Raw genomic sequence first — 22,560 nt, forward strand, 5'->3', positions numbered from 1 at the left:
GCGGCGCTTGCCGGGCTGAAGTCGATGCTCACCCTTGTGCTGATCGATCATGTCGTCGGGCGGGAAGACGTGGTTGGATCCGGCGCCACGGAGCGGGCGCTGGAGAATTGGTTCGGGCCGCTTTCGGCCGCCGGCTTCGCCTCACAGATCTATGGCATCGCCAATGTCCTGCTCTAACCTTCGGTGTGCCGCTGGGCGGCCTGCTGGGGGATCGGGCCGCGGAGCGGCGCGGAGCCGTCTATCTTGGCGGCGGGGCGATGGTCGCCGGACTGCTGCCGATGCCGACGCGGATCTTCTTCCTGCCCGGGCTGGTGCTGTTCGCCATCAGCGCGGGCACGCTGAAGGGCAATCTCTCGATCGTCGTTGAAACCTTGTTCAGAGACGATGCGGCGCGGCGGCGCGGCTTCGCCTTCCATCTGGGCTTTCTCAACACCGGGGTGATCTACGGCCCCTTCCTTTGCGGTGCGCTAGCGGTGCTGGGCGGCTGGCGGTGGAGCATGATGGCGGCGGCGGTGGCGGTCTTGATCAGGCTGCTGGGCTCTCATCTCGCGGTGCGGCGGATGCCCGCGACGGGGCCGCTGCCGCCAGCACCGCCCCCCCTGCCCCCTCCCCCCGCCGCGGCCGATGTGCCCACTTCGGCGGGTGCGCGGAATCTGGTGCGGGTGACCGAGGCGTTGCTCGCGGTGTTTCTCTGCTTCGGCGCCTATGAGCAGATCGGCAATATATTCCTCGTCTGCGCGCGGACGCAGGTGGCGCTGGAGGCGTTCGGCTCGCGGCTCGGCGAACTGGTCGGCGACGATCTCGGGCTGATCCCGCGGTTGGAAGAGGTGCTCGGCACGCTCAAGGTTCCGCAATGGTGGGTGCAGGGCAATCACGACTATGATTAGGATGCCGATCGCGACGCCGACGCGTCGGACACGTGGCGCCGCAAACTGATCGTGCTCGGCCACCACATTCCGCTGGTCGGCTTCGACAATCGCAAGGGATGGGCGCACCAGACCGATAATGCGCCGGAAGTCTACGCGCTGCTGGCGGGCCGCAAGGCGCTCGATCTGTCAGGCCATAGCCACACGCTGGAAAATCTGGCGCCCGGCGATCCCTATAAGGGCTGGAAGGTGCCCGCGACGTTGGCGCCCGGCATACACACCGCCACAGTCAGCGTAACGCGGCCGCAAGGCTGGGCGGCGCGCGAGACCCTTATCTTCGAGGTCCGCCCCGAACGGCCAGCGCGGACCTTCCGCTTCGACGTGTGGAATCCGGCGAAGGACGGGCCACGCGTGCCGGAGTGAGCCTCGGCAAGCGGGGGCGGCCTACGTCGCCTCGCCCGGGATCGTGACGCCACGCTGAACCGCCGGCCGCGCTAGACCGCGGTCCAGCCAGCGCGCAACATGCGCATAGCGATCGAAGCCGACCAGCGCGCCGGCGTCGTAGAAGCCGATCAGATTGCGCACCATGCCGAGCATCGAGATGTCGGCGATGCTGAACGCGTCGCCAACGAACCAGTCGCGGGCTGCCAGATGCGCGTCCATTACGCTCAGCAGCCGCTGGCTTTCCGCCACGTAGCGATCGAGCGCGCGCTTGTCGTTCCAGGTGCGGCCATCGAACTTGTGGAAGAACCCGAGTTGACCGAACATTGGGCCGACGCCACCGACCTGGAAATAGATCCACTGGATCGCCTGCCAGCGCCTGGCGGGATCGGCGGGCAGCAGCTTGCCGGTCTTCTCCGCCAGATAGTGCAAGATCGCGCCCGACTCGAACAGCCCCATCGGCACGCCGTCCGGCCCGTCCGGATCGAGGATGGCAGGGATTTTGCCGTTGGGGTTGAGGCTGAGGAATTCGGGCGTGCGCTGGTCACCCTTGCCGAAGTCCACGCGGTGAACCTCGTAGGGCAGGCCGACCTCTTCCAGCATGATCGACACCTTCACGCCGTTTGGCGTGGGCAGCGAATAGAGTTGCAGCCGATCGGGGTGCTGCGCCGGCCAGCGCCGGGTGATCGCGAAATCGTCGAGGGATCGGGTCAAGATATCGTCTCCTGCGCACAGGCTGTGCCGCCCGCGCGCATCATAGACGCGACCATATCGCTGCCGGCAAGTTGAGGCGGCCGGAGAGGTCGAATGATCACGATCACCGCGATGAAATGGGCGCCGCCCTTCGCTGCCGGCCAGGTGCGCGATCATCGCGCACGATGGATCCTCAACGAGGTGGGCTGGCCTTATGAGGTGCGGCTGATCGACGCGACCGACTAGGCATCCGACGCCTACCGCACGCGCCAACCTTTCGGGCAGCTGCCCTATCTGGAAGAGGATGGCCGCCCGCCGCTGTTCGAAACAGGCGCAATCATAATTGATGTAGCAACCCGCGCTGGCCAGCTAATTCCGCCAGAGGGTGACGCCCGTGCGCTCGTCCTCACATGGGTTAATCGCGGCGCTCAACTCGGTTGAACCCTTCCTGATGAACGTCGCCGAGGTCGAATATTTCCTGGAGGACGAGGCGCAGAAGGCGGCACGCCGGCCGCCGGTGGTTGAGGCCGCCGGGCAGCGGCTCGAACAGCTTCAGACCGCGCTCGGTGAGCGGCAATGGCTGGCCGGCGACAGCTTCACCATCGCTGACCTGATGATGGCGTCCGTCCTGAAGATCGCCCGCAACCTGGGCCTGACGGAAGGCCTGCCGACACTCACCGCCTATCAGGATCGTTGCCTCGACCGCCCCGCCTATCGCAAGGCGATCACCGACCAGTGCGCGACGATCACAAGCATGTGATGGCCGACATGAAATATGATCAGGTGGCCAAGGCGGGCTGAACACGCCTCAGCCTCAGTCCTGCCGTCGCAGCCCCGAGGCGAGCCGCAGAAACGCATCGACCGCGCGCACCATCACCGCGGGCGGATCCTCCGCCGCAGCGATCCACAGCGCCGCGTTCAGCGCCGCGCCGTTGAGCAGCCGCGCCGCGGCCTCAGCATCGACGGGCTGAACGACGCCCTCCATGATCAGGGTCTCGATGGTTTCGGTGGTAGCGCGAAGGCAGGCGGTCTGGTTGGGCCAGCGCGAGGGATCCCCCAGTACCGCAGGTCCATCGAGATGGACGATGCGCTGAATTTCAGGATCGAGCGACATCTCGATATAGGCGACACCTTCATCGAGCAGCCCCTGCCAGCGCGTCGGCGCCCGCTCCTGTACCGCATGCTGACGCGCGAGCATCTCGGCGTCGATCTGCTCGATCACCGCTTGCAGCAGCCCCTTCTTATCGCCGAAATTATGATAAAGCGCGCCGCGGGTAAGGCCGGCTTCGGCTGTCAGGTCGTCCATCGACGCTGCCGCATACCCCTTTGTCGCGAAGGCCCGGCGCGCGGCCGCGATCAACTTGGCACGCGTTCCCTCCACCATCTCTGCCCGACGCCGCGCGACCACGTTTCATCTCCTCATTCTGCATACGCCCCGTATGCCAATTGACATACGAGACGTATGTCACAATATGCGGGCATACGGCGCGTATATCAATGGGCGAGTGCGCCGACTTTCATGGAGTGACATCATGGCAAAGCGTGACGCGATCTTCCCCGCAGGCCGGCAGGCGCTGTACGACATCCATCGCTATTCGGCGGCCGTACGATCGGGCGACCTATTGTTCGTATCTGGCCAGGTCGGCAGCCGCGAGGATGGTTCGCCCGAGCCAGATTTCGCGCAACAGGTGGAGCGCGCCTTCACCAACCTCGGTGCGGTGCTGGAAGCCGCAGGCGCCAGCTTCGACGACATCATCGACGTGACGACCTTCCACACCGATCCCGAAACGCAGTTTGAGAAGGTGCTCGCAGCAAAGGACAAGGTCTTCAGCGAGGCGCCCTATCCAAGCTGGACCGCTGTGGGCGTGACGTGGCTGGCCGGCTTCGATTTCGAGATCAAGGTGGTCGCGCGCATCCCTGCCAGCAACTGATCAACCCTGCCCCACCGTCGCCGATCGGCGGCGGTGGGGCGAGCACCCGCAACCCTTACAGCGCGGGCAGGCAGCCGCGTAGTTCATCCTTGATCGTCGTGCTGTCGCGGTAGAGCGCAGTGAATGCCTGGAACGCGGCATCGCGCTCCGGCATCGGGGCATCGGCATAGAGCGTGATCGTCGCGGCCTCGCTTTCGACCAGCGCGCCCTTTTCCACCAATCGCATCACGCGCGTCGTCGTGGCGTTCTTCTTGCCGGCGTACCAGGCGTTGTGCGCAGCCACCGCTTTTTCGAACACCGCGAGTTTGCCCGGCATGATCAGGCTGTGCCGGACAGTGGCATAGCGCGTACCCGCCGGGCAGGCGGCGCCAGGTGCAGCACCCTGCGCCAACGCGCCGGTGGCGGCGAACAGCGCAACGCCCGCGATCAACCTCTTCATCATCATGACCATCCCCCTGTCCCCGGTGCGAAGCCGCACCGCACATCCCCTCGCACCGCCATGTGACTATGACGCGATGGCAGCGCTGACAATCGCCGTCTTCGCCAGCGCTCCGGTCAGCAGCGCCTTTCTACATCCATCGCTCAGCGGAACGGCGGCGTTCGGTTAACGCGGCGAGATCGGTTCGGGTTGGCGCCGCTCAGTAGACGTCGCGCTTGTAACAGCCGCTTTCGATCAGCGCCTCGAGCCGTTCCTCGCCGATGATCTCGCCGAGCGTAGCGTGGACTTCCTGCGCCATGCCCGCAAGGCTGCCGCAGACGAGGATCGCGGCGCCATCATCCATCCAGCGCAGCACGTCCGCCCTCGCCGCCTGCAGCAGATGCTGCACGTAGCGCCCGCAATCGGCATCGCGCGAATAGGCGCGGTCGAGGCGGCCCAGCGTGCCATCGTCCAGCCAGCCCTGCAACTCGGCGTCGAAAAAGGCGTGCGCGCGTTCCCGCTCACCGAACAGCAACCAATGACCCTGGCGGCCTATATTTGCCTGCGCGCGCAGATGGGCGCGCAGCCCGGCGATGCCGGTGCCGTTGCCGATCAGGATCAGCCGCCCGCTGAAGCCGGAGAGGCGGAAACCAGGGTTGGGCCGGACGCGCAACATCACCGTTTCGCCGGTCGGCACATGCGCGGTCAGCCAGCCCGATCCGATGCCGAAGCGGCCATCGTCGCGCCGCACCTGCCGCACGACGAGGTCGATCGCGCCATCCGCCGCGATCGAGGCGGCGGAATATTCGCGCGTCGACAGCGGCCGCAAGGTCGCCGCCTTGTCGCGCGCGAACACGCCATCGTCGGGCAGCACCGCGGCGGCAAGTTGTTCGCGCAGCGCCGCTACATCCTCCAGCAATTCCCCATCGGGCGCGGCCTGCTGCAACAGCGCCTCGACATCGGCTGGCGCGTTGCGCGGCTGGATCTCGACGATGTCGCCCGCCTCCCACGTCATCGCATCGCCCTCGAGCGGCTCCAGCCGGAGGTGGAACGCCTTGGCATGGTCGCTGGCTTCGTTCAGCACTTCGCGCATGACCAGGCGGCAGCGGCGGAAGGCGTCCGCGGCGGGTTCGCTGCCCTTCTCGGCCGCGCCGAGGCGGACCAGTTCGCGGCGCCATGCGGCATAGGCGCGGCTGTCGCTGCCATCCATCTTGATCAGTGGGAACAGCCGCTGCGCGCCGGACTCGGCCAGCCAGGCATCGAGTTCGACGCCAAAATTGCAGAAATCGGGATATTGGCGATCACCCAGCCCGAGCACACCATAATCAAGATGCGCGAGCTTCAGCCGCTTGCGCATCATCGACCGGGCGAAGCCGCGGGCGGCATCGGGCGGATCGCCCTCGCCATAGGTGCTGACGACGAACAGCGCGCGATCGGCGCGGCGCAGCCTATCCTGCGTGAGCGCCGCGATCGCAACGACTTCCACAGCGATACCGCCGGCGCCAAGCGCACGCGCCGCCCCCCGCGCGCTGAGTTCGGCATTGCCGGTCTGCGTGGCGTAGACGATCAGGAAACCGCCATCGCCGCCGCCCGTCTCGCCCCCCGCCTGGGCAGCGAGCGCCTTTGCCTCCCGCTTGCGCCTGCGCCGCGAGAGATAGAGCATAAAGCCGGTGATGGTGAACAGCGGCATGGTGAGGCTGGTTATCAGCATGATGACCCGCCCGGGCAAGCCGAAGAAGGCGCCGCGGTGGATTTCGAACATGCTTTGCGTGATCACCTGCCCGAGCGGACGGCGATCATAAAGGTCGGTCTTCTTGAGCGCCCCCGTCTTCGTATCATAGCTGAACTTGTCGGTCTGGCGCAGGTGGCGCGCACCTTCAGGCCGCGCATCGACATTGATCGCCTTCATCGGCGCGCCCGGCGCCGGGCGGGTCAGCCGCGCCCAGGCATAATCCTGGCCATTGTCGCGAATGAAGGTCGCCCAGCTCGGATCGATCGCGGGACGCGGTGCGGGGTTGCCGTCGCGCTTCGGGCGCCCCTCGCCTTCACCCGCGACCTTGCCGGTAAGCGCGTAGGTCACGCCGCGGCGATACCAGTCATAGGACCACCAAAGGCCTGTGAACGCGCTGATCAGATAGAAGCACAGCACCCAGGTGCCGATTGTGACATGCAGCGCGCGCCACAGGTTACGGCCGGTCTTGCGCAAATCGAGCACCAGCCATGACCGCCAGTCGAGCGCCTTGCGCGGCCAGCGCAGATAGAGGCCCGAGAGCGCGAAGAAGATCAACGCGATCGCGCTGAACCCGGTCAACTGGCGGCCGATGCCGTTGCCGCCGCCGGGCAGCGCCAGCCAGCGATGCAGTTCGTCCATCGTGTGGAAGAAGCCCTCGGCGCTGGAATCGCCCAGCCAGGCGCCGGTCGCACGATCGACCTGCCCCTGCTTGCGGCCGCGGCCCTCGCTGGCGTTCATCCGCACGCGAAATGAGCGTGCGCGATCCGCTTCCCAATCCAGCCGCGTTACATAATAGCCGGGATTGTCGGCCTCCAGCTTTGCGATCAGCCGATCGGGTGAAAGGTCTGGACCGGCTGGCACGCCGGGCGCGTAGATGCGCGGCGACAGCGCCTCGCCGATCTCGTCTTCGAAGCTCATCGCAGCGCCGGTGACGCCCATCAGCGCCAGCACGATCCCCGCAGTGATCCCGAGGAACCAGTGAATCTGGAAGAAGAACTGTCTCGTCACGCGACCCCCGCAGGCTCGGCACCCTCTTCCGTACCGTCCCTTTGTATGAAAATGTTGCAGAACGCAATTGCGATCCATTATCATTAATTCTAAGGGCGCTGCAACGCACAATCACAATCATTTCGGGGGCCAATGAACCTTCTCCTCATCGCCGCTGCCGCAGCCGCGCAGTCTGCCGCTCCCGCCCCCGGCCCCGCGGCCGAACAGGGCGCCGGCGGCGAAACCGTCGAGCGCAAGCTGGACGAGGAAATCATCGTCATTGGCCAGCGGCCGACGTTCAAGACCGAGGTCGTCCAGGTCGGTGCGTTCCGCAACCAGTCGATCCTCGATACGCCGTCGAGCATCGCGGTGATCCCCAAGGCGCTGCTCGATGCGCAGGGCGCGACCGGGCTGGAGGAAGCGCTGCGCAACACGCCCGGCGTCACCCAGCAGGCCACCAGCCCGACGACGAGCAACAATTTCGTCAATCGCGGTGTGCTGATCCAGGCACGCACCAATTACCGCCTCAACGGCGCGCTGCAGATCATCAATCTCAGCCCGGTGCCGATCGAGAACAAGCAGCGCGTGGAACTGCTCAAGGGCGTCTCCGCGCTCTATTATGGCCTGTCGACGCCGTCGGGCATCGTCAATGTCGTCGCCAAGCGCGCGGGCGACCGGCCGGTGACCAATTTCTACGTCAATGGCGATGCCGAGGGCAGCATCGGCGGCGGGCTCGATATCGGCCGCACCTTGGGGCCGGACGACCAGTTCGGCGTGCGCCTCAACGGCTATGCCAGCCACATCGAAACCCCGATCGATGGCGTCAACGGCTATCGCTACCTCGCCAGCGGCGCGTTCGACTGGCAGGTGAGCGAGCGGCTCTCGCTGAAGCTGGACGTCGAGCATTATCGCCGAGCGACCGACGAACCGGGCGGCATCGCGCTGGCCGCGGCGCGGCTGCTGACCGAGATCCCCGATCCGCATCACCGCTATGCGCCGGTCAACGCGCCCTACCGCACCTGGTCCACCAACATTCTCGGCCGCGCCGATTATGCGCTGGGCGGAAGCTGGTCGCTGCGCGCCGAAGCCGGCGTCTCCCAGTCGCGCCGCCAGCGCAGCCGCGCCGATTTCAGCTTCACCTCGACGATCACCGGGCCGACCACCGGCATCGGCCGGATCAGCGGCAACTATACGCCCGACCAGTCATATCGGAACGAGTATCTCCGCGCCGAACTGGCGGGCAAGCTCGACACGTTCGGCATCTCGCATGAACTGCTGTTCGGCGTCGCGCGCAACCGCCAGATCCAGAAGGACCAGAACCAGCGCAGCTACACCGCGGTCGCGCAGAACATCTATGATCCGGTCGACATCTCGTTCGACGATCTCGTCTTTACCACCACGCGCCTGCAGCCCGGCAGCGTCAACATCGACACCGGCCTCTACGCGCTCGACATCGCGCATGTGGGAGAGAAGATCCTGCTGATCGGCGGCGTGCGCCGGGTGATCTACGACACCGAGGAAGCCGGCGACGACTATACGATCAAGACGTGGACGCCGACCGCGGGCATCGTCTTCCGCCCGACGCCGAAGACCAGCCTCTACTTCACCTATATCGAGGGCCTGGAAAGCGCCGGCACCGCGCCCGCAGGCACCGAGAATGAGGGCGATATCCTCCGCCCCGTCGTCTCGAAGCAGATCGAGGCGGGCGGCCGCGTCGAGGTGCTGGGCGCGCTGGCCTCGCTGGCCTATTTCCGCATCGACCGCGCGCTCGGCTATATCAATACCGACAATCTCTACGTCGTCGACGGCACCGCGATCCACGAGGGCGTCGAAGCTTCGCTCCAGGGCAATCTCACGCCGCAGCTTTCGGTGGCGATCGCCGGCCAATATCTGAAGGCGACACAGCGCGACACCGGCGTCGCCGCGCAGAACGGCCTGCGCGTCGACAACACGCCGCGCTGGGGCGGATCGGTGTTTGTGGAATATCGGCCCGAAGCGCTGCCCGATTTCGGCATCAACGGCGGCGTCTATCACACCGGCCTGCGCTATGCCGATGCGCTCAACACGTTCGAACTGCCGGCCTATACGACCTACAGCCTCGGCGCGAACTACAAGCTGCGGCTGGACGGCGACCGGGCGATCACCTTCCGGGTGAATGGCGATAACATCACCAACAAGCGCTATTGGTCGACGGGCGGCAGCGTGTTCTACGTTGGGCTGGCACGGCAGGTGCGCTTCTCGGCAAGCATGGATTTTTGAGGGTGGTAGGGGCGTTCAAAGACGCCCCCTCCTCCGGTCGTCCCGAGCGAAGTCGAGGGACGAGAGGACTCGTGCTGATGTTTGACCCGACTTTCGTGTGACTCGTCCCTCGACTTCGCTCGGAACGAACGGGGTCGGGATCCTGAGACACGCCCCTACCCCAGCCGCTTTTCCATCACATAATCGTCCATCACGAACCCGCCGCCGATATCCACCGTCACCGGCCCGCGCACGCTGAACCCCGCGCGTTCGTAGACCGCTTTCGATCCGGTGTTGGCCTTCGCCACCATCAGCATGATCCGGTCGCAGCCAAATGCCCCCGCGCGGGCTTCGACATGGGCGATCATCAGCCGGCCAAGCCCCTGCCCGTGCCGCTCCGGCAACAGATAAAGCTGCTCCAGCTTCAGTTCGCCGGGCGCGCCGCTCGGGCCATAGCTGCAATAGCCGACCAGGGCCTCACCATCGCGCAACAGGTCGAAGCCGCGATCGGCGGCGTCGACATAGGCGGCGAGGCCCGCTTCGGTGAAGCGCCGGTCGAGCATATAATCGACCTGCGCCGCACCGATCAGCGGATCATAATGGGTGTGCCAGATGATCCGCGCGAGCGCGCCGGCCGACGCGAAGTCGGCCGGCGTCAGCGGATCCAGCCGGGCGGTCATTCGGCCGCCGCGGCCACCTGAGCTTCCTTCCACACCAGCACCGGCTTGCGCGCTGCGAGCGTCTCGTCGAGCCGGCGGCGCGGGGCGAAGTGCGGGGCGCTCTTGAGCGCCTGGTCACCCGCCTTCGCGCGCTCCACGACATGGCGAAACGCGCCGATGAACTGGTCGAGCGAAGCCTTGCTCTCGGTCTCGGCCGGTTCGACCAGCATCGCGCCATGGATGACGAGCGGGAAATAGACCGTCATCGGGTGGAAACCCTCGTCGATCAAGCCCTTGGCAACATCCAGCGTCGAGAAGCCTTCGGCGAAGCCTTCGTCGCTGAACAGCGCCTCGTGCATGCACGGGCCGCTGCTGCCGAACGGCGCATCGAGCAGGTCGTCGAGGCTGCGCAGGATGTAATTGGCGTTGAGCACCGCATCCTCCGCCACCTGCCGCAGGCCATCGGCGCCGTGGCTGAGGATGTAGGTCAGCGCGCGGGTGAACATGCCCATCTGGCCGTGGAAGGCAACCATGCGGCCGAAGCTCTGCGCGTGATGCTCGCCCGCCGTCTCTTCCTCGACCAGCACGAGGCCATGCTCGGTTTCCTCAACGAACGGCAGCGGCGCGAACGGCGCCAGCGCTTCCGAGAACACCACCGGCCCGGCACCCGGCCCGCCGCCGCCATGCGGCGTCGAGAAGGTCTTGTGCAGGTTGATGTGCATCGCATCGACGCCGAGATCGCCCGGCCGCACGCGGCCGACGATCGCGTTGAAGTTAGCGCCGTCGCAATAGACGAACGCGCCCACCGCATGCACGGCGTCCGCGATCTTCTTCATGTCCGGCTCGAACAGGCCGCAGGTGTTGGGGTTGGTGATCATCACCGCCGCAACATCAGGCCCCAGCCGTGCTTCGAGCGCGGCGAGATCGACACGTCCCGCGGCGGTCGCCGGAATATTCTCCACCCTGTAGCCGCAGAAGGCCGCGGTCGCCGGGTTGGTGCCATGCGCACTTTCCGGCACGAGGATCACCGCGCGCGGATCGCCGCGCGCTTCCAGCGCGGAGCGGATCGCGAGCAGGCCGCACAACTCGCCATGCGCGCCTGCCTTCGGGCTCATCGACACCGCCGGCATGCCGGTCAGCGTCTTCAGCCAATGCGCGAGCTGATCGATCACGCCGAGCGCGCCCTGGATCGTGTCGATCGGCTGCATCGGGTGGAGATCGGCGAAGCCGGGCAGCCGCGCGACCTTCTCGTTCAGCCGCGGATTGTGCTTCATCGTGCACGAGCCGAGCGGGAACAGGCCGAGGTCGATCGCGTAATTCTGCCGGCTGAGGCGGGTATAATGCCGCATCGCCTCCGGCTCGGAGAGGCCCGGCAGACCGATCTCACGGTTGCGCTCAAGCCCGCCAAGGCGCGAGGCCACCTTGGGCGCCTCCGCCAGATCGACGCCGGTGGTCTCGGTGTCACCGATCTCGAAGATCAGCGCTTCCTCCAGCATCAGCCCGCGATTGCCGGTGAAGGTGCCAGCGGTGCCGCCGCCCTCGGCGCTGCCCATTTCGGGGCGCCAGCCGCTCTGGTTGATCGTCATGCCAGCGCCTCCTCAAGGCCAGCGGCCAAGGCTTCGATATCTTCGGATGTGACGGTTTCGGTGACCGCGACGATCAGGCCGTCATGGAGCGCCATCTCGTCGGGGTAGAGCCGGCCGAGCGAAACGCCCGCCAGCACGCCCTTGTCCGCCAGCTTGCGGACGATCGGACGGGCTTCCTTGCCGAGCCGCACGGTGAACTCGTTGAAGAAGCCGTCATTGACGACGGTCACGCCCGGCACCTTCGCCAGCCGATCCGCCGCCTGCACTGCGAGGCCATGGTTGAGCATGGCGAGATCGCGCAGCCCCTTCTCGCCGAGCAATGTGAGGTGGACGGTGAAGGCCAGCGCGCACAGCACGCTGGAGGTGCAGATGTTCGACGTCGCCTTTTCGCGGCGGATATGCTGCTCGCGCGTGGAAAGGGTCAGCACGAAGCCGCGCTTGCCTTCCGCATCCACCGTTTCGCCGGTCAGACGGCCGGGCATCTGGCGAACGAACTTCTCCTTGCACGCGAAAAGCCCGACATAGGGGCCGCCGAACTGCAGGCCGACGCCGAGCGACTGGCCCTCGCCGACGACGATGTCGGCGCCCATCTCGCCCGGCGACCGGATCGCACCCAGCGCCAGCGGCTCGGTGACGACGGCGACCAGCAGCGCGCCCTTTTCATGCGCGCGCGCCGCGATCGGCGCGAGGTCGGTGATGCGGCCGAGAATGTCCGGATACTGGACGACGACGCAGCTGGTCTCGCCATCGATCGCGTCGAGCAGCGCCTGCGCGTCGGTCTCCGCGGTCAGACTCGGCGCACCGGTGACCAGCGTGTCGCCGGTGAAGCGCGCCATCGTGTTCGCGACCGACACATAATGCGGGTGCAGGCCTGTGGAGAGGATCGCCTTGCCGCGCTTGGTGACGCGGCGGGCCATCGTGATCGCCTCCCAGCAGGCGGTCGAGCCGTCATACATGGACGCATTGGCGACGTCGCAGCCGAGCAGCCGCGCAACCTGCGTCTGGAACTCGAACAGCACCTGCAAGGTGCCCTGCGCGATTTCAGGCTGGTACGGCGTGTAGGCGGTCAGGAACTCGCCGCGCTGAATGATGTGGTCGGCCGTCGCCGGCACATGGTGGCGATAGGCGCCCGCACCCAGGAAGAAGGGCGCCTGCCCCGCCGACAGGTTCTTCGCCGCGAGCGCGGACATGTGGCGTTCGACCGCCATCTCGCTGGCGTGGTTCGGCAAGCCCGAAACCGGGCCATCGAGCCGCGCCTCTTCGGGCACGTCCACGAACAGATCGTCGATCGAGGCGGCGCCGACCTTGGCGAGCATCGCCTGGCGGTCGGCCTGCTGGAGGGGAAGGTAACGCATCGATCAGAGCTTCTCGACGAACGCCTGGTAGGCGGCCTCGTCCATCAGGCCATCGAGCTCACCCGCATCCGCCAAGGTCAGCTTGAAGAACCAGCCTTCGCCCTCGGGATCGGAATTGACCAGCGCCGGCTCGTCCGCCAGCGCCGCATTGCCCTCGATCACCGTGCCGGAAACCGGCGCATAGACGTCAGACGCGGCCTTCACCGATTCCACCACCGCGGCGTCATCGCCCTTGGAGACGGTCTTGCCGGCTTCCGGCACATCGACGAACACGATGTCGCCGAGCTGGCTCTGCGCATAATCGGTGATGCCTACGGTCGCGACCTCGCCATCGACGTCGATCCACTCATGCTCATCAGTGAAATAACGGCTCATTTGGCTGCTCCCTTGCGGTGATAATTGTGGGGGATGAACGGCATGCTGGTGACCGTGCAATCATGGATCTTACCGCGCTGGCTGACGCGGATCGTGGCGCCGGGTACGGCGCTGGCGACGGGCACATAGGCCATCGCGATCGGCCCGCCGAGGCTGGGCGAATGGCCGCCGCTGGTGACGCGGCCAACCTCGCTGCCCTCGCTATCGAGCACCACGGCGCCTTCTCGCACTGGCTGACGCCCGTCGACGAACAGACCAACGCGCTTCAGGGTCGCGCCATCGGCGAGTTCGGCAAGCACGCGATCGGCGCCCATGAAGCCGCCCTGCTCGCGGCGGCGCTTCGAAATGGCGAAACCGAGATCGGCCGCGATCGGCGTCGTCTCCGGATCGAGATCATGGCCGTACAGCGGCAGCCCGGCTTCGAGGCGCAGCGAATCCCGCGCGCCCAAGCCGATCGGCTTCACCTCGGGCTCGCCGGTCAGCAGCGTCGCGACTGCTTCGGCGGCCTCGGCGGGGATCGAGATCTCGAACCCGTCTTCGCCGGTATAGCCCGAGCGGCTGATCCAGGCTTCGACACCGGCGATGGTGAAGCGGCCGCCGGTCATGAACGTCAGCGCGTCGAGGCCCTGCTCGCCGGTAACGTGGCGAGCGAGCGCTTCCGCCGCCTTCGGGCCCTGCAGCGCCAGCAGCGCATGGTCCTCGAGATGGTTCATGTTGATCTCGTCGGGCAGATGCTCACGCAGCCAGCCGATATCGTCATGCTTCACCGCGCCGTTGACGACCATGTAGATGCCATCGGCCCAGCGCGTGAGCATGAGATCGTCGAGAATGCCGCCGCTTTCGTCGAGCAGCAGCGAATAGCGCATGCGGCTCGGCTTCAGCCCGGCGATGTCGGCGGGAAGCACGGCTTCCAGCGCCTCGTCCAGCCCTTCGCCGGAAAGGAAGATCTGGCCCATATGGCTGACGTCGAACAGCCCGGCATGCTCGCGCGTCCAGAGATGCTCGGCGAGGATGCCCTCATACTGGATCGGCATCTGATAGCCGGCGAAATCCACCATCCGCGCGCCCTGCGCGCGGTGCCAGCCGTCGAGCGGCAGGATGGGCTGTTCGATATCGTCTTCGGCTACGTCCGCCACGCGCGTCTCCATGTCAGCAAGGTCACCGGACACAGGACGGCCATGCCGTCCCAATGATCCGATACCCCCTCTGTCACGGGACCTGAGAGCTTTGACCCGGACGTGCCGGGCTTACCCCTTCGGTGGCCCGGCTTTCACCGGACGCTTTCCAGAGTGTCGACTGTCCGCGCGGTCCTTTGACCTGAGAGATTCCGGGGCGGTTGCTCCTTCGGCGGCGACACCGGCGAACCGGCACCACGCTCTCCCGCGCGTCCATCCACCGTTTGACCGGTGGCGACGGGCCGACGCTTGGCCCGGCGCATGATTCGAGTCAATCGCGATGTTGCGACGCGGTGTGCGGGGGCGGTGGATTGGTGTCCTTCGTCCCCGCCCACCGTCAGCGGGATGGATCAGAAATCCACGGTCGCCGACAACCACAATCGCCGTGGTTCCATAAGGTTCGCATAGGCCGAGGTATAGGTCACTGCGCCACTGCTCTCGTAAGGCAGGTAGCCGGTGAAATCCTTGTCGAACACGTTGTAGACCGCAGCGCCCAGCCGCACGACCGGGGTCAGTTCGTAGTTCGCGCCGAGGTGGAACTGCGAATAGCCCTTGAAGCTGCCCAGCGCGTCCTGCGCCGCGCCGGCGCCGCGATAGCGCCTGGAGCGGATCTCGGCGCGCAGCCACGTCGCCAGCTTGTCGGTGACGCGCCAGCGCAGATTGCCGTTCACCATATGCCTGGGGGTGTTGACCAGCGGCTCGCCAGCTTCGGCCCCGCTCTTCTGCTCGCTCTCTGTATAGGTGTAGTTGAGGCCGAGCGTCACTTCGGGCGAGAACTCGAAGCGCACTGCGGCCTCTACGCCGCGGGTCACCGCCTCGTCGACATTGACGGTCTGGCCGAAATTCTCCGCGCGCGGGAATTCGCCGAGGTTGAGGCAGCCCGGCCGATCGCGCTGGACGGACCAGGTGCAGTTCGGGATCGGCGTACCGGCGGCGATCTTGTCCTTGAACTCGTTGTTGAAGACGGTGACGTTGCCCGAGAAGAAGCCGCCATCGTCATAATAGACGCCGAATTCGGCCGAGGTGCTGGTTTCCGGCTTCAGCCCCGGCGTGCCGATCTGCGGGATCGTTCCCTGCCCGCCGAAGCCGACGATGCCGGGCGCGATCTGGTCGAGCCGCGGGGTCTTGAAGCCGCGGCTGACGCCGCCTTTCACGGTGAACGCGTCGGTGACCGACCACACCGCATAGGCGCGCGGCGAGAATTTGCCACCGAACGTCTCATGGTCGTCGTACCGGCCGCCCACCGTCAGCGAGAGATCGGGAATGATCTTCCACTCCGCCTCGCCGAACAGCGCCCATTGCACGAACTCATATTTGTCGACTGCGACGCCATCGACCATCTCCGCCTTCCAATATTGGCCGCCGACCGTGACAGTGAGCGGATCGAGCGGGATGATCGCGCGGGTGTCGGCGATGGTGTTGGTCGCCTTCAGTTCGCGCGCTTCGCCCGCCACCTTGCCGGGCGTGCCGGGCGGGATGGTGCGGCCGAACGTCTCGGTGATATTGCGCGTCAGCGTCGTGTCGATCATCGCGAAACCGGCGCGCCAGCTATGCGCCAGCACATAATTGTCGCGGTTGAACTTCATTTCCGGGCCATAGCCGCCCTGCACCGTGCCGGTGCCGAGTTGAGAATCCGAATTGTCGTACCACTGGCGGTTGAAGTCCGCCTCGAACCAGACGTCATGATCGGGATGCGGGGTAAGCGTCACTCGACCGCCGACGGTATAGATTTCCGATTCCACCGGGCTCGGCCCGCGCTTGCTGACCTCCACCGGGTCGCCCGATACATCGTCGTAGCTGAGGTCGGCGGCCTCGCGGTAGAAATAGGAACCGCGCACGGTGAGGCCGATCAGATCCTTGACGATCGGCCCCTGGAAATAGGCGTTGCCCGAATATTGATTGCCGAAATCGCTGTCTTCCTGAAGCGTCGTCTCGGCGGTGGCGGTGCCCGCCCAGCGCGCACCAACCTTGCGCGTGATCAGGTTGACGACGCCGCCCATCGCGTCCGAACCGTACAGCGTGGACATCGGTCCGCGGACGATCTCGATCCGGTCGATCGCCGAAAAAGGTGGCAGGAAGCTCGTCGAGGTCTCGCCGAAGCCGTTGGGGGTGACATTACCCGGCGCGTTCTGGCGGCGGCCGTCGACCAGGACGAGCGTATAGTCGCTCGGCATGCCGCGGATCGAGATGTTGAGGCCCCCGGTCTTGCCCGCGGTCTGCCCGACATCGACGCCCTCGACGTTGACCAGCGCTTCCGCAAGGCTGCCGAAGCGGCGCTCCTGCAATTCCTCGCGGCCGATCACGCTGATACTCGCCGGGGCATCAACCAGCTTCTGCTCGAAACCGGCGGCGGTGACGACGATCTCATCCCCGCTCGTCGCGACGCCCGAACGACGCTTGCCGTCGTCGCGCTCGGCATCCTCCGCCGCCGTATCATTGACGGTGCGCGTGCGATCCTGCGCCGCTGCCTGCGACGCGGTGAACAGCGTGATCGCGACCATGCTGGCGCGCGTCATCGTTCGGCGCGAACGCCGTTCGGAGAAGCGAAGCATCTTATACCCCCTTAGCTAATGCAATTGATTATCAAACGCCCGAGGCGCAGTTGCCTCAGCCGCAACAGGGGGTCAATTCGGAATAAGATATGGAAAAGCTGAGACAATATTTGTCACAAAGCCATCCTTTGATACAATCTCGAGCGCTTACAGTCGCAAAACCACCGTGACGGATGCGACATGGCGCACGCTGTTGCGCCCCGCATCGAAGCCGGTCTGGTTGAGGTAGCCGGGCTCCACCACGACGCGTCGTCCCGCCGGCACCTGCACACCGACGAAGCTGAGCATCAGCGCCGACCCCGCCGGTCCCGACCATTCGGTGCGGTTAAAACCGTGGAAATATTCGTTCCAGGCCACAGCGCGGACACCGCTTCGCGTCACCGGGACCTCCAGCCTCGTGAGTTGCCGCAGCCGCCACGACACGCCATCGCGGCGCTCTCGCACGCGCGTTTCAAGCCGGCTTCGTAACATCAGGGTCAGCCCGCCCGGTGCCACCGCCTTGCGGAAGACGATATCCTGCACCGCGCGATGTTCGACCTGCGCGGGTGCGGCGCCGGGGTCGATGCGCGTCCAGGTATAGCCGCCGCCGATTGACAGATCGTCGTCAAGCCGGACGAGCAGAACAGCCCGATAGAGTTGCCTCCCGAGATGCGATCCATCGTCGGTAAGCTGCAGCACCGCGTCCGCCCTGAGATCGAGCCGCTTGGCGACCGGCACGACCACGGTTAGCGACGGCCAGGCCTGCGCATCACTGTGCATCGTCTGCGCACCGGATTGCGTCGGGCACGACCATGCACCCAGCGCCACAAGGATCGAAAGCGCGGGCGCCAGCCCGAAGGATGGCGCGACGATCAAGGCTTGCATACGTCACCTGCCGGGCAACCTATGGCGTTGTACGCCATTCACCCGGCCGGCGACGTTAAAAGTGGTTGCGCGTCCTAGCGCTCATAGGCCTTGGGCAGCTCCCCTTCCGCGGCGCTGCGATAGCGATCGCGCAGCTTGTGCTGGCGGCTGTTCAACGGCTGCTGCACGCCATCGATGAACACCGCCTCGGCCTCGGACGAGAATTCCAGCGGATCACCGCTCCATACCACCACGTCCGCACGGCGGCCGGGGCGCAGTGAGCCGATCTCGCCATCGAGCCCCACCGCCGCCGCCGGTTTCGACGTGATCGACGCGAAGGCCGCACCCCAGTCGAGCCCCGTCGCACCGGGCACGCGCGCGATGGCGACGAGGTTGCCGGCATATTGGGTGAGGTTGCGCTGCTGGGGCGGCGGCCCGATGTCGAGCGTGGATATACCCGTGACCACACCGGCCCGGGTCAGGCGGCCGACATTGGATTCAGTCGCCGCCAGCATCTCGAACGAGGCCGGCAGATCCGCAAGCGCTGCCGCGATCACCGGCACCCGCGCCCCCGCGATCTCGGTCGCCACCAGCCACGCCTCGGTGGCGCCGACCAGCACCAGCCTGAGCGTCGGGAACTCCTTCTTCAGCGCCAATGTCTGGCGGATGTCGCTGGCGCGCTCGACATGGACGAGCAGCGGCATCGTGCCGTCCAGCACCGGCACCAGTGCGGCGGCGTCGGCGCGCTTGAGCATCTGGCCGCTCTGCCCGAACGCGGCGGGAGCGCGGCGATAATCCTGCACCTCCTGCAGCACCGATCGGAACAGCACATGCGCGGCGGCGCGGCTGCCGCCGGCCGCGTCCTTGCCGGTCTCGCCCAGCTCAACATATTGGAACGCGCGGCCGCGGGTCACCGGATCGCTGTCCGCCCCCAGATCGATCACCGCGCCCATGCCGGCGAAGATCGAGCTGGCGGTGGCCGGCGCGATGATCGCGCGGGTCACGCCGCCCGCGCGTTCGTTGCCGATCGGCGGCGAGGCTGGATTGATCGCCGGCACCACGTCGATAGCCGCGCTGAACGGAGATTTGGCGGCGACTGCATCGTTGATCGTATCGACGCCATAGCCCTCGGAAATACCGAGCGTGCTCATCCCCGCGACGATACCAGCCGCCACCCATTTGCCGGTGGCGTCGATCACTTTCGCACCGGCGGGCACCGGCACATCCTTGCCTGCGGCGACGACCTTGCCATTGCTGATGACGACGGTGCCGCCCTCGATCGGCGCGGAGCCATCGCCGACGGCCACGGTGCCACCTGTGAAGGCGATGGTCTGCGCCACGGCAGGGCTGGCGGCGAGAGCCAGCGCCGCCGCTGCGGCGAGAAGCGCGGCCTTCATTTCACATCTCCCTCACCCGGCATGCCGAGTTCAAAGTCGGACACCGGCCGGCGCTTCGGATCGCTGCTGTTATAGAGCAGCGCGCCATCGACCCAGACCTTTTCGGGGCGGCTATAGACGCTGAACGGATCACCGTTCCACAGCACGACATCCGCCATCTTGCCCGCCCTGAGGCTACCGGTGCGATCGGCAATGCCCAGCGCCTTCGCGGGGCCGATCGCCAACCACGTCCAAGCCAGCTCATCAGAAATATCGATGCCCATTCGGCGCCCGGCGAACAGCGCCTTGGCGACCTCCTGGTTCAACCGCTGGATGCCGTCCTGATCGTCCGAATGGATCATGGCGCAGGCGCCCTGGTTCTGCAGCAGCGCGAGATTTTCGCGGATGCCGTCATAGCTTTCCATCTTGAAGCCATACCAGTCGGCCCACACCGCCGCGCAGGTCTCGTTTTGCCTCAGCAGATCGGCGATCTTGTAGGCTTCCACCGCGTGGTGGAAAGCGGTGACGTGGTAGCCGAACTCCTTGGCCATATCCATGACGATGGCCATCTCGTCGGCACGGTAGCAATGGTTGTGTACGAGGATATCGCCCGAGAGGACGCCAGCCAGCGTGTCCATCGCGATGTCGCGGCTGGGCACGTCGCCGCCATCTTCCAGATACTCGTCCCACTTGCGCTTATATTCGGCCGCCTTCGCCCAGGTCTGGCGATCGACAGCAACATTGCCCATCCGCGTGGAAGGCTGGCGCCCCTTTGAGCCATAGACGCGCTTGGGATTCTCGCCACACGCCATTTTCAGCCCGTAGGGTGCACCCGGGAACTTCATGCCCTGCATGGTGCGCGCGGGGACATTCTTCAGCGTGACCGAACGGCCACCGAACAGATTGGCCGAACCGGGCAGGATCTGCAGCGTGGTCACGCCACCATTGGCGAGCGCCCGGCTGAAGCCCGGATCCTGTGGCCAGACGCTATGTTCCGCCCAGACGTCAGCGGTGACCGGGCCGGTTGCCTCATTGCCGTCCGACAGCGCCTCGACACCGGGCGACGGATAGTCGCCGAGATGACTGTGGACGTCGATGATGCCGGGCGTCAGCACCTTGCCGCGACCGTCGATCACCGTGGCGCCAGCGGGCGCCGCGACGTCGGCACCGATCGCGACGATCTTGCCGTCGGCGAACAGCACCGATCCATTGTCGATACGTCCGCCCTCGCCGTCGAAGATCTTGACGTTGGTGACCAATGTCGGCGCGTTGGGATAGCGCTTGTAGGTCGACGGAAAAGGATCGGGATTGGGTGCCCGCGCCGCGCGCTCGGCGCGGCTGGAGGCATCATTCTTCTTCTTCGCGGCCGTCGCCGGGCCACCGATTAGCAAGGCGATCGCGAGGACGGTGGTGAGCTTATTGAACACCGTGCATCCACTTCTTGATCAGCGGAGAGAGGATGAGGAGGAGGACGCCGATGCCGACCGAGATCAGTCCGATCGTCTGGAACACGCCGGTATAGGTATCCAGCGAGACCTTGAGGTTGGTCACCTGACCGCCGACCGTCTCCACGCTGGCGAACTGGGCGACGATGCCAGCGACATATTGCGCGACCGCGATCGACAGGAACCAGGTGCCCATCATCAGCCCGACCACGCGGGCGATCGAGAGCTTGGTGATCATCGAAAGCCCCACCGGCGAGATGCACAGTTCAGCGATCGAGTGGATCAGATAGGTGGCGGCGACCCAGATCAGCGCAACCTTGAAATTGTCGCCCGCAAACTGGGTGCCGAACACCAGCACAAGGAAGCCCGCGCCCGCGCCGACCAGCGCCAGCGCGAACTTGACCGGGATCGAGGGTTCTAGCCGCTTACGGCCGAGCACGCCCCACAGCCAGCCCATCACCGGCGCGAACATCACGATGAACAGCGGATTGAACACCTGCACCTGCGCTGCCGGCATGGTGTAGGCGCCGATCTGCAGTTCCGTGTTGCTCTGCGCGAAGAAGGTCAGCGAGGATCCGGCCTGCTCGAATAAGGTCCAGAACACGACGTTGAACACCACCAGTATGATGGCGACCATCATCATCTGGAATTCTTGGGCGTTGCCGATCCGCCACGCCCAGATCGGGATGCCGATCACCGCGAGCAGGAAGCTGCCGAACATCAACTGCCCCAGCACCGGCAGCGAGCGGATATAGCCGAGCACGCCAGCACCTTCCTGCGCCGCCTTGGTCGCGGCATCGCCGCTCGCCAGTACGTTGGAGAAAAGGAAGTACATCAGCGGGATCGCCAGCACCGCGAGGACGATGATCAGCAGCCGCCGATCCGCCACGCCCGCGGGCGGTTCGCCATAGCCATCGAGCTTGCCGCCATCGAACTGCACCAGCGCCCAGCTGCACAGCATGCCAAGGGCCGCGAGCAGGAAGCCCGCCCACCAGCCGACATAGACCGCGAGCAGCGGACACGCGAATTGCGAGAGCAGCGAGCCAACGTTGATGCCCATGTAGAAGATGGTGAAGCCGGCATCGCGTCTCCGATCGCCGGGCGCATAGAGCGTGCCCACGACTGTCGAGATATTGGGCTTGAAGAATCCGTTGCCGATCGACACCGCCGAAAGGCCGAGCAGCATGACCAGCACGAAGAAGGGCGAGCGATCCGCATCCGAGCGGAAATTGCCCGCGGGGATCTTGCGCGCCTCGGTGCCGTCTGCCGCCAGCAGCGACACCGTCTTGTCATCATTGCCGCGGATCTGGAGCTGCCGGCCGTCCACCACCGCATATTGCGGCGGCGCTTCCTGGCCGCGCTCGCCACCGATCACCACCTCATAGCGCTGGCCGTCGATGATCGCGTGCGGCTTGGCCTGCTGACCACCGAAGCAGAGCGTGAAATAACCGATCGACATCAGCACCGCGCCCAGCTTCACCGCGCCCTTGGACCCGAGATAGCGGTCCGCAACCCAGCCGCCGATCAGCGGGGTGAGATAGACGAGGCTGGTATAGGCGCCGTAGAGGCCGTTGGAGGTGCCCTGCGAGAAGAGGAAATGGTTAGCGAGATAGAGCGTCAGCAGCGCCCGCATGCCGTAAAAGCCGAACCGCTCCCACATTTCGATCGTGAACAGGCGGGCAAGCTGCGGCGGATGGCCGAACCAGGTCCGCCCGCCGTCCAGCGGAACAGCGGACAACTCGACCGGAGGCGTACCTGCCTCCCCTTTCGTTTCTGCCATGTAGTGGCGACTCCCGAATTCCATTGGTTCCGGCTTTTCGAAGCCGGTGCATGGCGGGTAGCCTAACGACGAAATTGCGTCTGTGAAGAATATTGTTGCTCCGCTTCG

The 22,560-nt window shown here is 65.8% G+C and carries 21 protein-coding genes and 1 riboswitch; of the genes, 7 read left to right on the top strand and 14 right to left on the bottom strand.

Annotated features, from left to right (window positions below):
- Window positions 1-24: 24 nt before the first annotated feature.
- From FHS96_RS08840 to FHS96_RS08850, 3 genes are read left to right on the top strand one after another with little or no spacing between them, the layout of a single operon-like run.
- A complete protein-coding gene (locus FHS96_RS08840) occupies window positions 25-177 on the top strand; it encodes a hypothetical protein (protein ID WP_429589407.1) in 153 nt (50 codons plus the stop codon).
- 8 nt (window positions 178-185) lie between these two features.
- Complete coding sequence (locus FHS96_RS08845; protein ID WP_429589410.1) at window positions 186-887, top strand: MFS transporter; 702 nt, start codon at window positions 186-188, stop codon at window positions 885-887.
- A 51-nt stretch (window positions 888-938) separates the two neighbouring features.
- Entirely contained in the window at window positions 939-1,289 is a 351-nt protein-coding gene (locus tag FHS96_RS08850) for a hypothetical protein (RefSeq protein ID WP_429589413.1), read from the top strand.
- 21 nt (window positions 1,290-1,310) lie between these two features.
- On the opposite strand, the gene FHS96_RS08855 is transcribed toward FHS96_RS08850, so the two are convergent.
- The gene (locus tag FHS96_RS08855) at window positions 1,311-2,021 is read right to left on the bottom strand and encodes a glutathione S-transferase family protein (RefSeq protein WP_429589416.1); all 711 of its coding nucleotides are present in this window, start codon (window positions 2,019-2,021) and stop codon (window positions 1,311-1,313) included.
- Between the two features lie 93 nt (window positions 2,022-2,114).
- Between FHS96_RS08855 and FHS96_RS08860 the strand changes: the two genes are divergently transcribed.
- Both FHS96_RS08860 and FHS96_RS08865 read left to right on the top strand, forming a co-directional pair.
- The gene (locus FHS96_RS08860) at window positions 2,115-2,246 is read left to right on the top strand and encodes a thioredoxin domain-containing protein (RefSeq protein WP_429589419.1); all 132 of its coding nucleotides are present in this window, start codon (window positions 2,115-2,117) and stop codon (window positions 2,244-2,246) included.
- A gap of 148 nt (window positions 2,247-2,394) precedes the next feature.
- Window positions 2,395-2,760, top strand: a complete 366-nt coding sequence (locus FHS96_RS08865; protein WP_429589422.1) for a glutathione binding-like protein — start codon at window positions 2,395-2,397, stop codon at window positions 2,758-2,760.
- 54 nt (window positions 2,761-2,814) lie between these two features.
- Here the strand turns inward: FHS96_RS08865 and FHS96_RS08870 are convergent, their stop codons facing one another.
- Window positions 2,815-3,384, bottom strand: coding sequence for a TetR/AcrR family transcriptional regulator (locus FHS96_RS08870; RefSeq protein ID WP_429589713.1), 570 nt, complete (start codon window positions 3,382-3,384; stop codon window positions 2,815-2,817).
- Window positions 3,385-3,532: 148 nt separating this feature from the next.
- Between FHS96_RS08870 and FHS96_RS08875 the strand changes: the two genes are divergently transcribed.
- A complete protein-coding gene (locus tag FHS96_RS08875) occupies window positions 3,533-3,931 on the top strand; it encodes a RidA family protein (protein WP_429589424.1) in 399 nt (132 codons plus the stop codon).
- 55 nt (window positions 3,932-3,986) lie between these two features.
- Here the strand turns inward: FHS96_RS08875 and FHS96_RS08880 are convergent, their stop codons facing one another.
- Window positions 3,987-4,373 carry a hypothetical protein gene (locus FHS96_RS08880; RefSeq protein ID WP_429589427.1) on the bottom strand — a complete coding sequence of 129 codons (387 nt, stop codon included), beginning with the start codon at window positions 4,371-4,373 and terminating at the stop codon, window positions 3,987-3,989.
- A gap of 196 nt (window positions 4,374-4,569) precedes the next feature.
- On the bottom strand, window positions 4,570-7,089 hold the full coding sequence (locus tag FHS96_RS08885; RefSeq protein ID WP_429589430.1) for a PepSY domain-containing protein: 2,520 nt from the start codon (window positions 7,087-7,089) through the stop codon (window positions 4,570-4,572).
- Window positions 7,090-7,221: 132 nt separating this feature from the next.
- Here FHS96_RS08885 and FHS96_RS08890 point away from each other — a divergent pair, with 132 nt between their 5' ends.
- A complete protein-coding gene (locus tag FHS96_RS08890; protein WP_429589433.1) occupies window positions 7,222-9,327 on the top strand; it encodes a TonB-dependent receptor in 2,106 nt (701 codons plus the stop codon).
- Between the two features lie 155 nt (window positions 9,328-9,482).
- Here FHS96_RS08890 and FHS96_RS08895 read toward each other — a convergent pair whose 3' ends face one another.
- The 10 genes from FHS96_RS08895 to FHS96_RS08940 form a co-directional block, all read right to left on the bottom strand.
- Window positions 9,483-9,986, bottom strand: coding sequence for a GNAT family N-acetyltransferase (locus FHS96_RS08895; protein WP_429589436.1), 504 nt, complete (start codon window positions 9,984-9,986; stop codon window positions 9,483-9,485).
- Complete coding sequence (gcvPB, locus tag FHS96_RS08900; protein ID WP_429589716.1) at window positions 9,983-11,518, bottom strand: aminomethyl-transferring glycine dehydrogenase subunit GcvPB; 1,536 nt, start codon at window positions 11,516-11,518, stop codon at window positions 9,983-9,985. The genes FHS96_RS08895 and gcvPB overlap by 4 nt, the downstream gene beginning before the upstream one ends.
- A gap of 29 nt (window positions 11,519-11,547) precedes the next feature.
- On the bottom strand, window positions 11,548-12,906 hold the full coding sequence (gcvPA, locus tag FHS96_RS08905) for an aminomethyl-transferring glycine dehydrogenase subunit GcvPA (protein ID WP_429589439.1): 1,359 nt from the start codon (window positions 12,904-12,906) through the stop codon (window positions 11,548-11,550).
- 3 nt (window positions 12,907-12,909) lie between these two features.
- Complete coding sequence (gene gcvH / locus FHS96_RS08910; RefSeq protein WP_429589442.1) at window positions 12,910-13,281, bottom strand: glycine cleavage system protein GcvH; 372 nt, start codon at window positions 13,279-13,281, stop codon at window positions 12,910-12,912.
- Entirely contained in the window at window positions 13,278-14,417 is a 1,140-nt protein-coding gene (gene gcvT, locus FHS96_RS08915; protein ID WP_429589445.1) for a glycine cleavage system aminomethyltransferase GcvT, read from the bottom strand. The genes gcvH and gcvT overlap by 4 nt, the downstream gene beginning before the upstream one ends.
- Window positions 14,418-14,576: 159 nt before the next feature.
- Window positions 14,577-14,674: riboswitch (glycine riboswitch) on the bottom strand.
- Window positions 14,675-14,806: 132 nt separating this feature from the next.
- Window positions 14,807-17,008, bottom strand: coding sequence for a TonB-dependent receptor domain-containing protein (locus FHS96_RS08920; protein WP_429589448.1), 2,202 nt, complete (start codon window positions 17,006-17,008; stop codon window positions 14,807-14,809).
- Window positions 17,009-17,155: 147 nt separating this feature from the next.
- Window positions 17,156-17,872, bottom strand: a complete 717-nt coding sequence (locus FHS96_RS08925) for a DUF2490 domain-containing protein (protein ID WP_429589451.1) — start codon at window positions 17,870-17,872, stop codon at window positions 17,156-17,158.
- A gap of 74 nt (window positions 17,873-17,946) precedes the next feature.
- On the bottom strand, window positions 17,947-19,248 hold the full coding sequence (locus tag FHS96_RS08930; RefSeq protein ID WP_429589454.1) for an amidohydrolase family protein: 1,302 nt from the start codon (window positions 19,246-19,248) through the stop codon (window positions 17,947-17,949).
- A complete protein-coding gene (locus tag FHS96_RS08935; RefSeq protein WP_429589457.1) occupies window positions 19,245-20,654 on the bottom strand; it encodes an amidohydrolase in 1,410 nt (469 codons plus the stop codon). The genes FHS96_RS08930 and FHS96_RS08935 overlap by 4 nt, the downstream gene beginning before the upstream one ends.
- Window positions 20,644-22,452, bottom strand: a complete 1,809-nt coding sequence (locus FHS96_RS08940; protein ID WP_429589460.1) for a peptide MFS transporter — start codon at window positions 22,450-22,452, stop codon at window positions 20,644-20,646. Before FHS96_RS08940 ends, FHS96_RS08935 begins: the two co-directional genes overlap by 11 nt.
- Window positions 22,453-22,560: the final 108 nt, after the last annotated feature.

The organism is Sphingomonas zeicaulis (assembly GCF_050433225.1).
In the GTDB taxonomy this organism is placed as follows: domain Bacteria; phylum Pseudomonadota; class Alphaproteobacteria; order Sphingomonadales; family Sphingomonadaceae; genus Sphingomonas_D; species Sphingomonas_D zeicaulis.

What these genes read in the sequence shown, in the direction of transcription:
- FHS96_RS08840 (WP_429589407.1), top strand. Translation starts at nt 25, where the DNA reads ATGCTCACCCTTGTGCTGATCGATCATGTCGTCGGGCGGGAAGACGTG.
- FHS96_RS08860 (WP_429589419.1), top strand. Translation starts at nt 2,115, where the DNA reads ATGATCACGATCACCGCGATGAAATGGGCGCCGCCCTTCGCTGCCGGC.
- FHS96_RS08870 (WP_429589713.1), bottom strand. Translation starts at nt 3,384, where the DNA reads ATGGTGGAGGGAACGCGTGCCAAGTTGATCGCGGCCGCGCGCCGGGCC.
- FHS96_RS08875 (WP_429589424.1), top strand. Translation starts at nt 3,533, where the DNA reads ATGGCAAAGCGTGACGCGATCTTCCCCGCAGGCCGGCAGGCGCTGTAC.
- FHS96_RS08880 (WP_429589427.1), bottom strand. Translation starts at nt 4,373, where the DNA reads ATGATGAAGAGGTTGATCGCGGGCGTTGCGCTGTTCGCCGCCACCGGC.
- FHS96_RS08890 (WP_429589433.1), top strand. Translation starts at nt 7,222, where the DNA reads ATGAACCTTCTCCTCATCGCCGCTGCCGCAGCCGCGCAGTCTGCCGCT.
- FHS96_RS08895 (WP_429589436.1), bottom strand. Translation starts at nt 9,986, where the DNA reads ATGACCGCCCGGCTGGATCCGCTGACGCCGGCCGACTTCGCGTCGGCC.
- gcvPB (WP_429589716.1), bottom strand. Translation starts at nt 11,518, where the DNA reads ATGGGCAGCGCCGAGGGCGGCGGCACCGCTGGCACCTTCACCGGCAAT.
- gcvPA (WP_429589439.1), bottom strand. Translation starts at nt 12,906, where the DNA reads ATGCGTTACCTTCCCCTCCAGCAGGCCGACCGCCAGGCGATGCTCGCC.
- gcvH (WP_429589442.1), bottom strand. Translation starts at nt 13,281, where the DNA reads ATGAGCCGTTATTTCACTGATGAGCATGAGTGGATCGACGTCGATGGC.
- FHS96_RS08920 (WP_429589448.1), bottom strand. Translation starts at nt 17,008, where the DNA reads ATGCTTCGCTTCTCCGAACGGCGTTCGCGCCGAACGATGACGCGCGCC.
- FHS96_RS08925 (WP_429589451.1), bottom strand. Translation starts at nt 17,872, where the DNA reads ATGCAAGCCTTGATCGTCGCGCCATCCTTCGGGCTGGCGCCCGCGCTT.
- FHS96_RS08930 (WP_429589454.1), bottom strand. Translation starts at nt 19,248, where the DNA reads ATGAAGGCCGCGCTTCTCGCCGCAGCGGCGGCGCTGGCTCTCGCCGCC.
- FHS96_RS08940 (WP_429589460.1), bottom strand. Translation starts at nt 22,452, where the DNA reads ATGGCAGAAACGAAAGGGGAGGCAGGTACGCCTCCGGTCGAGTTGTCC.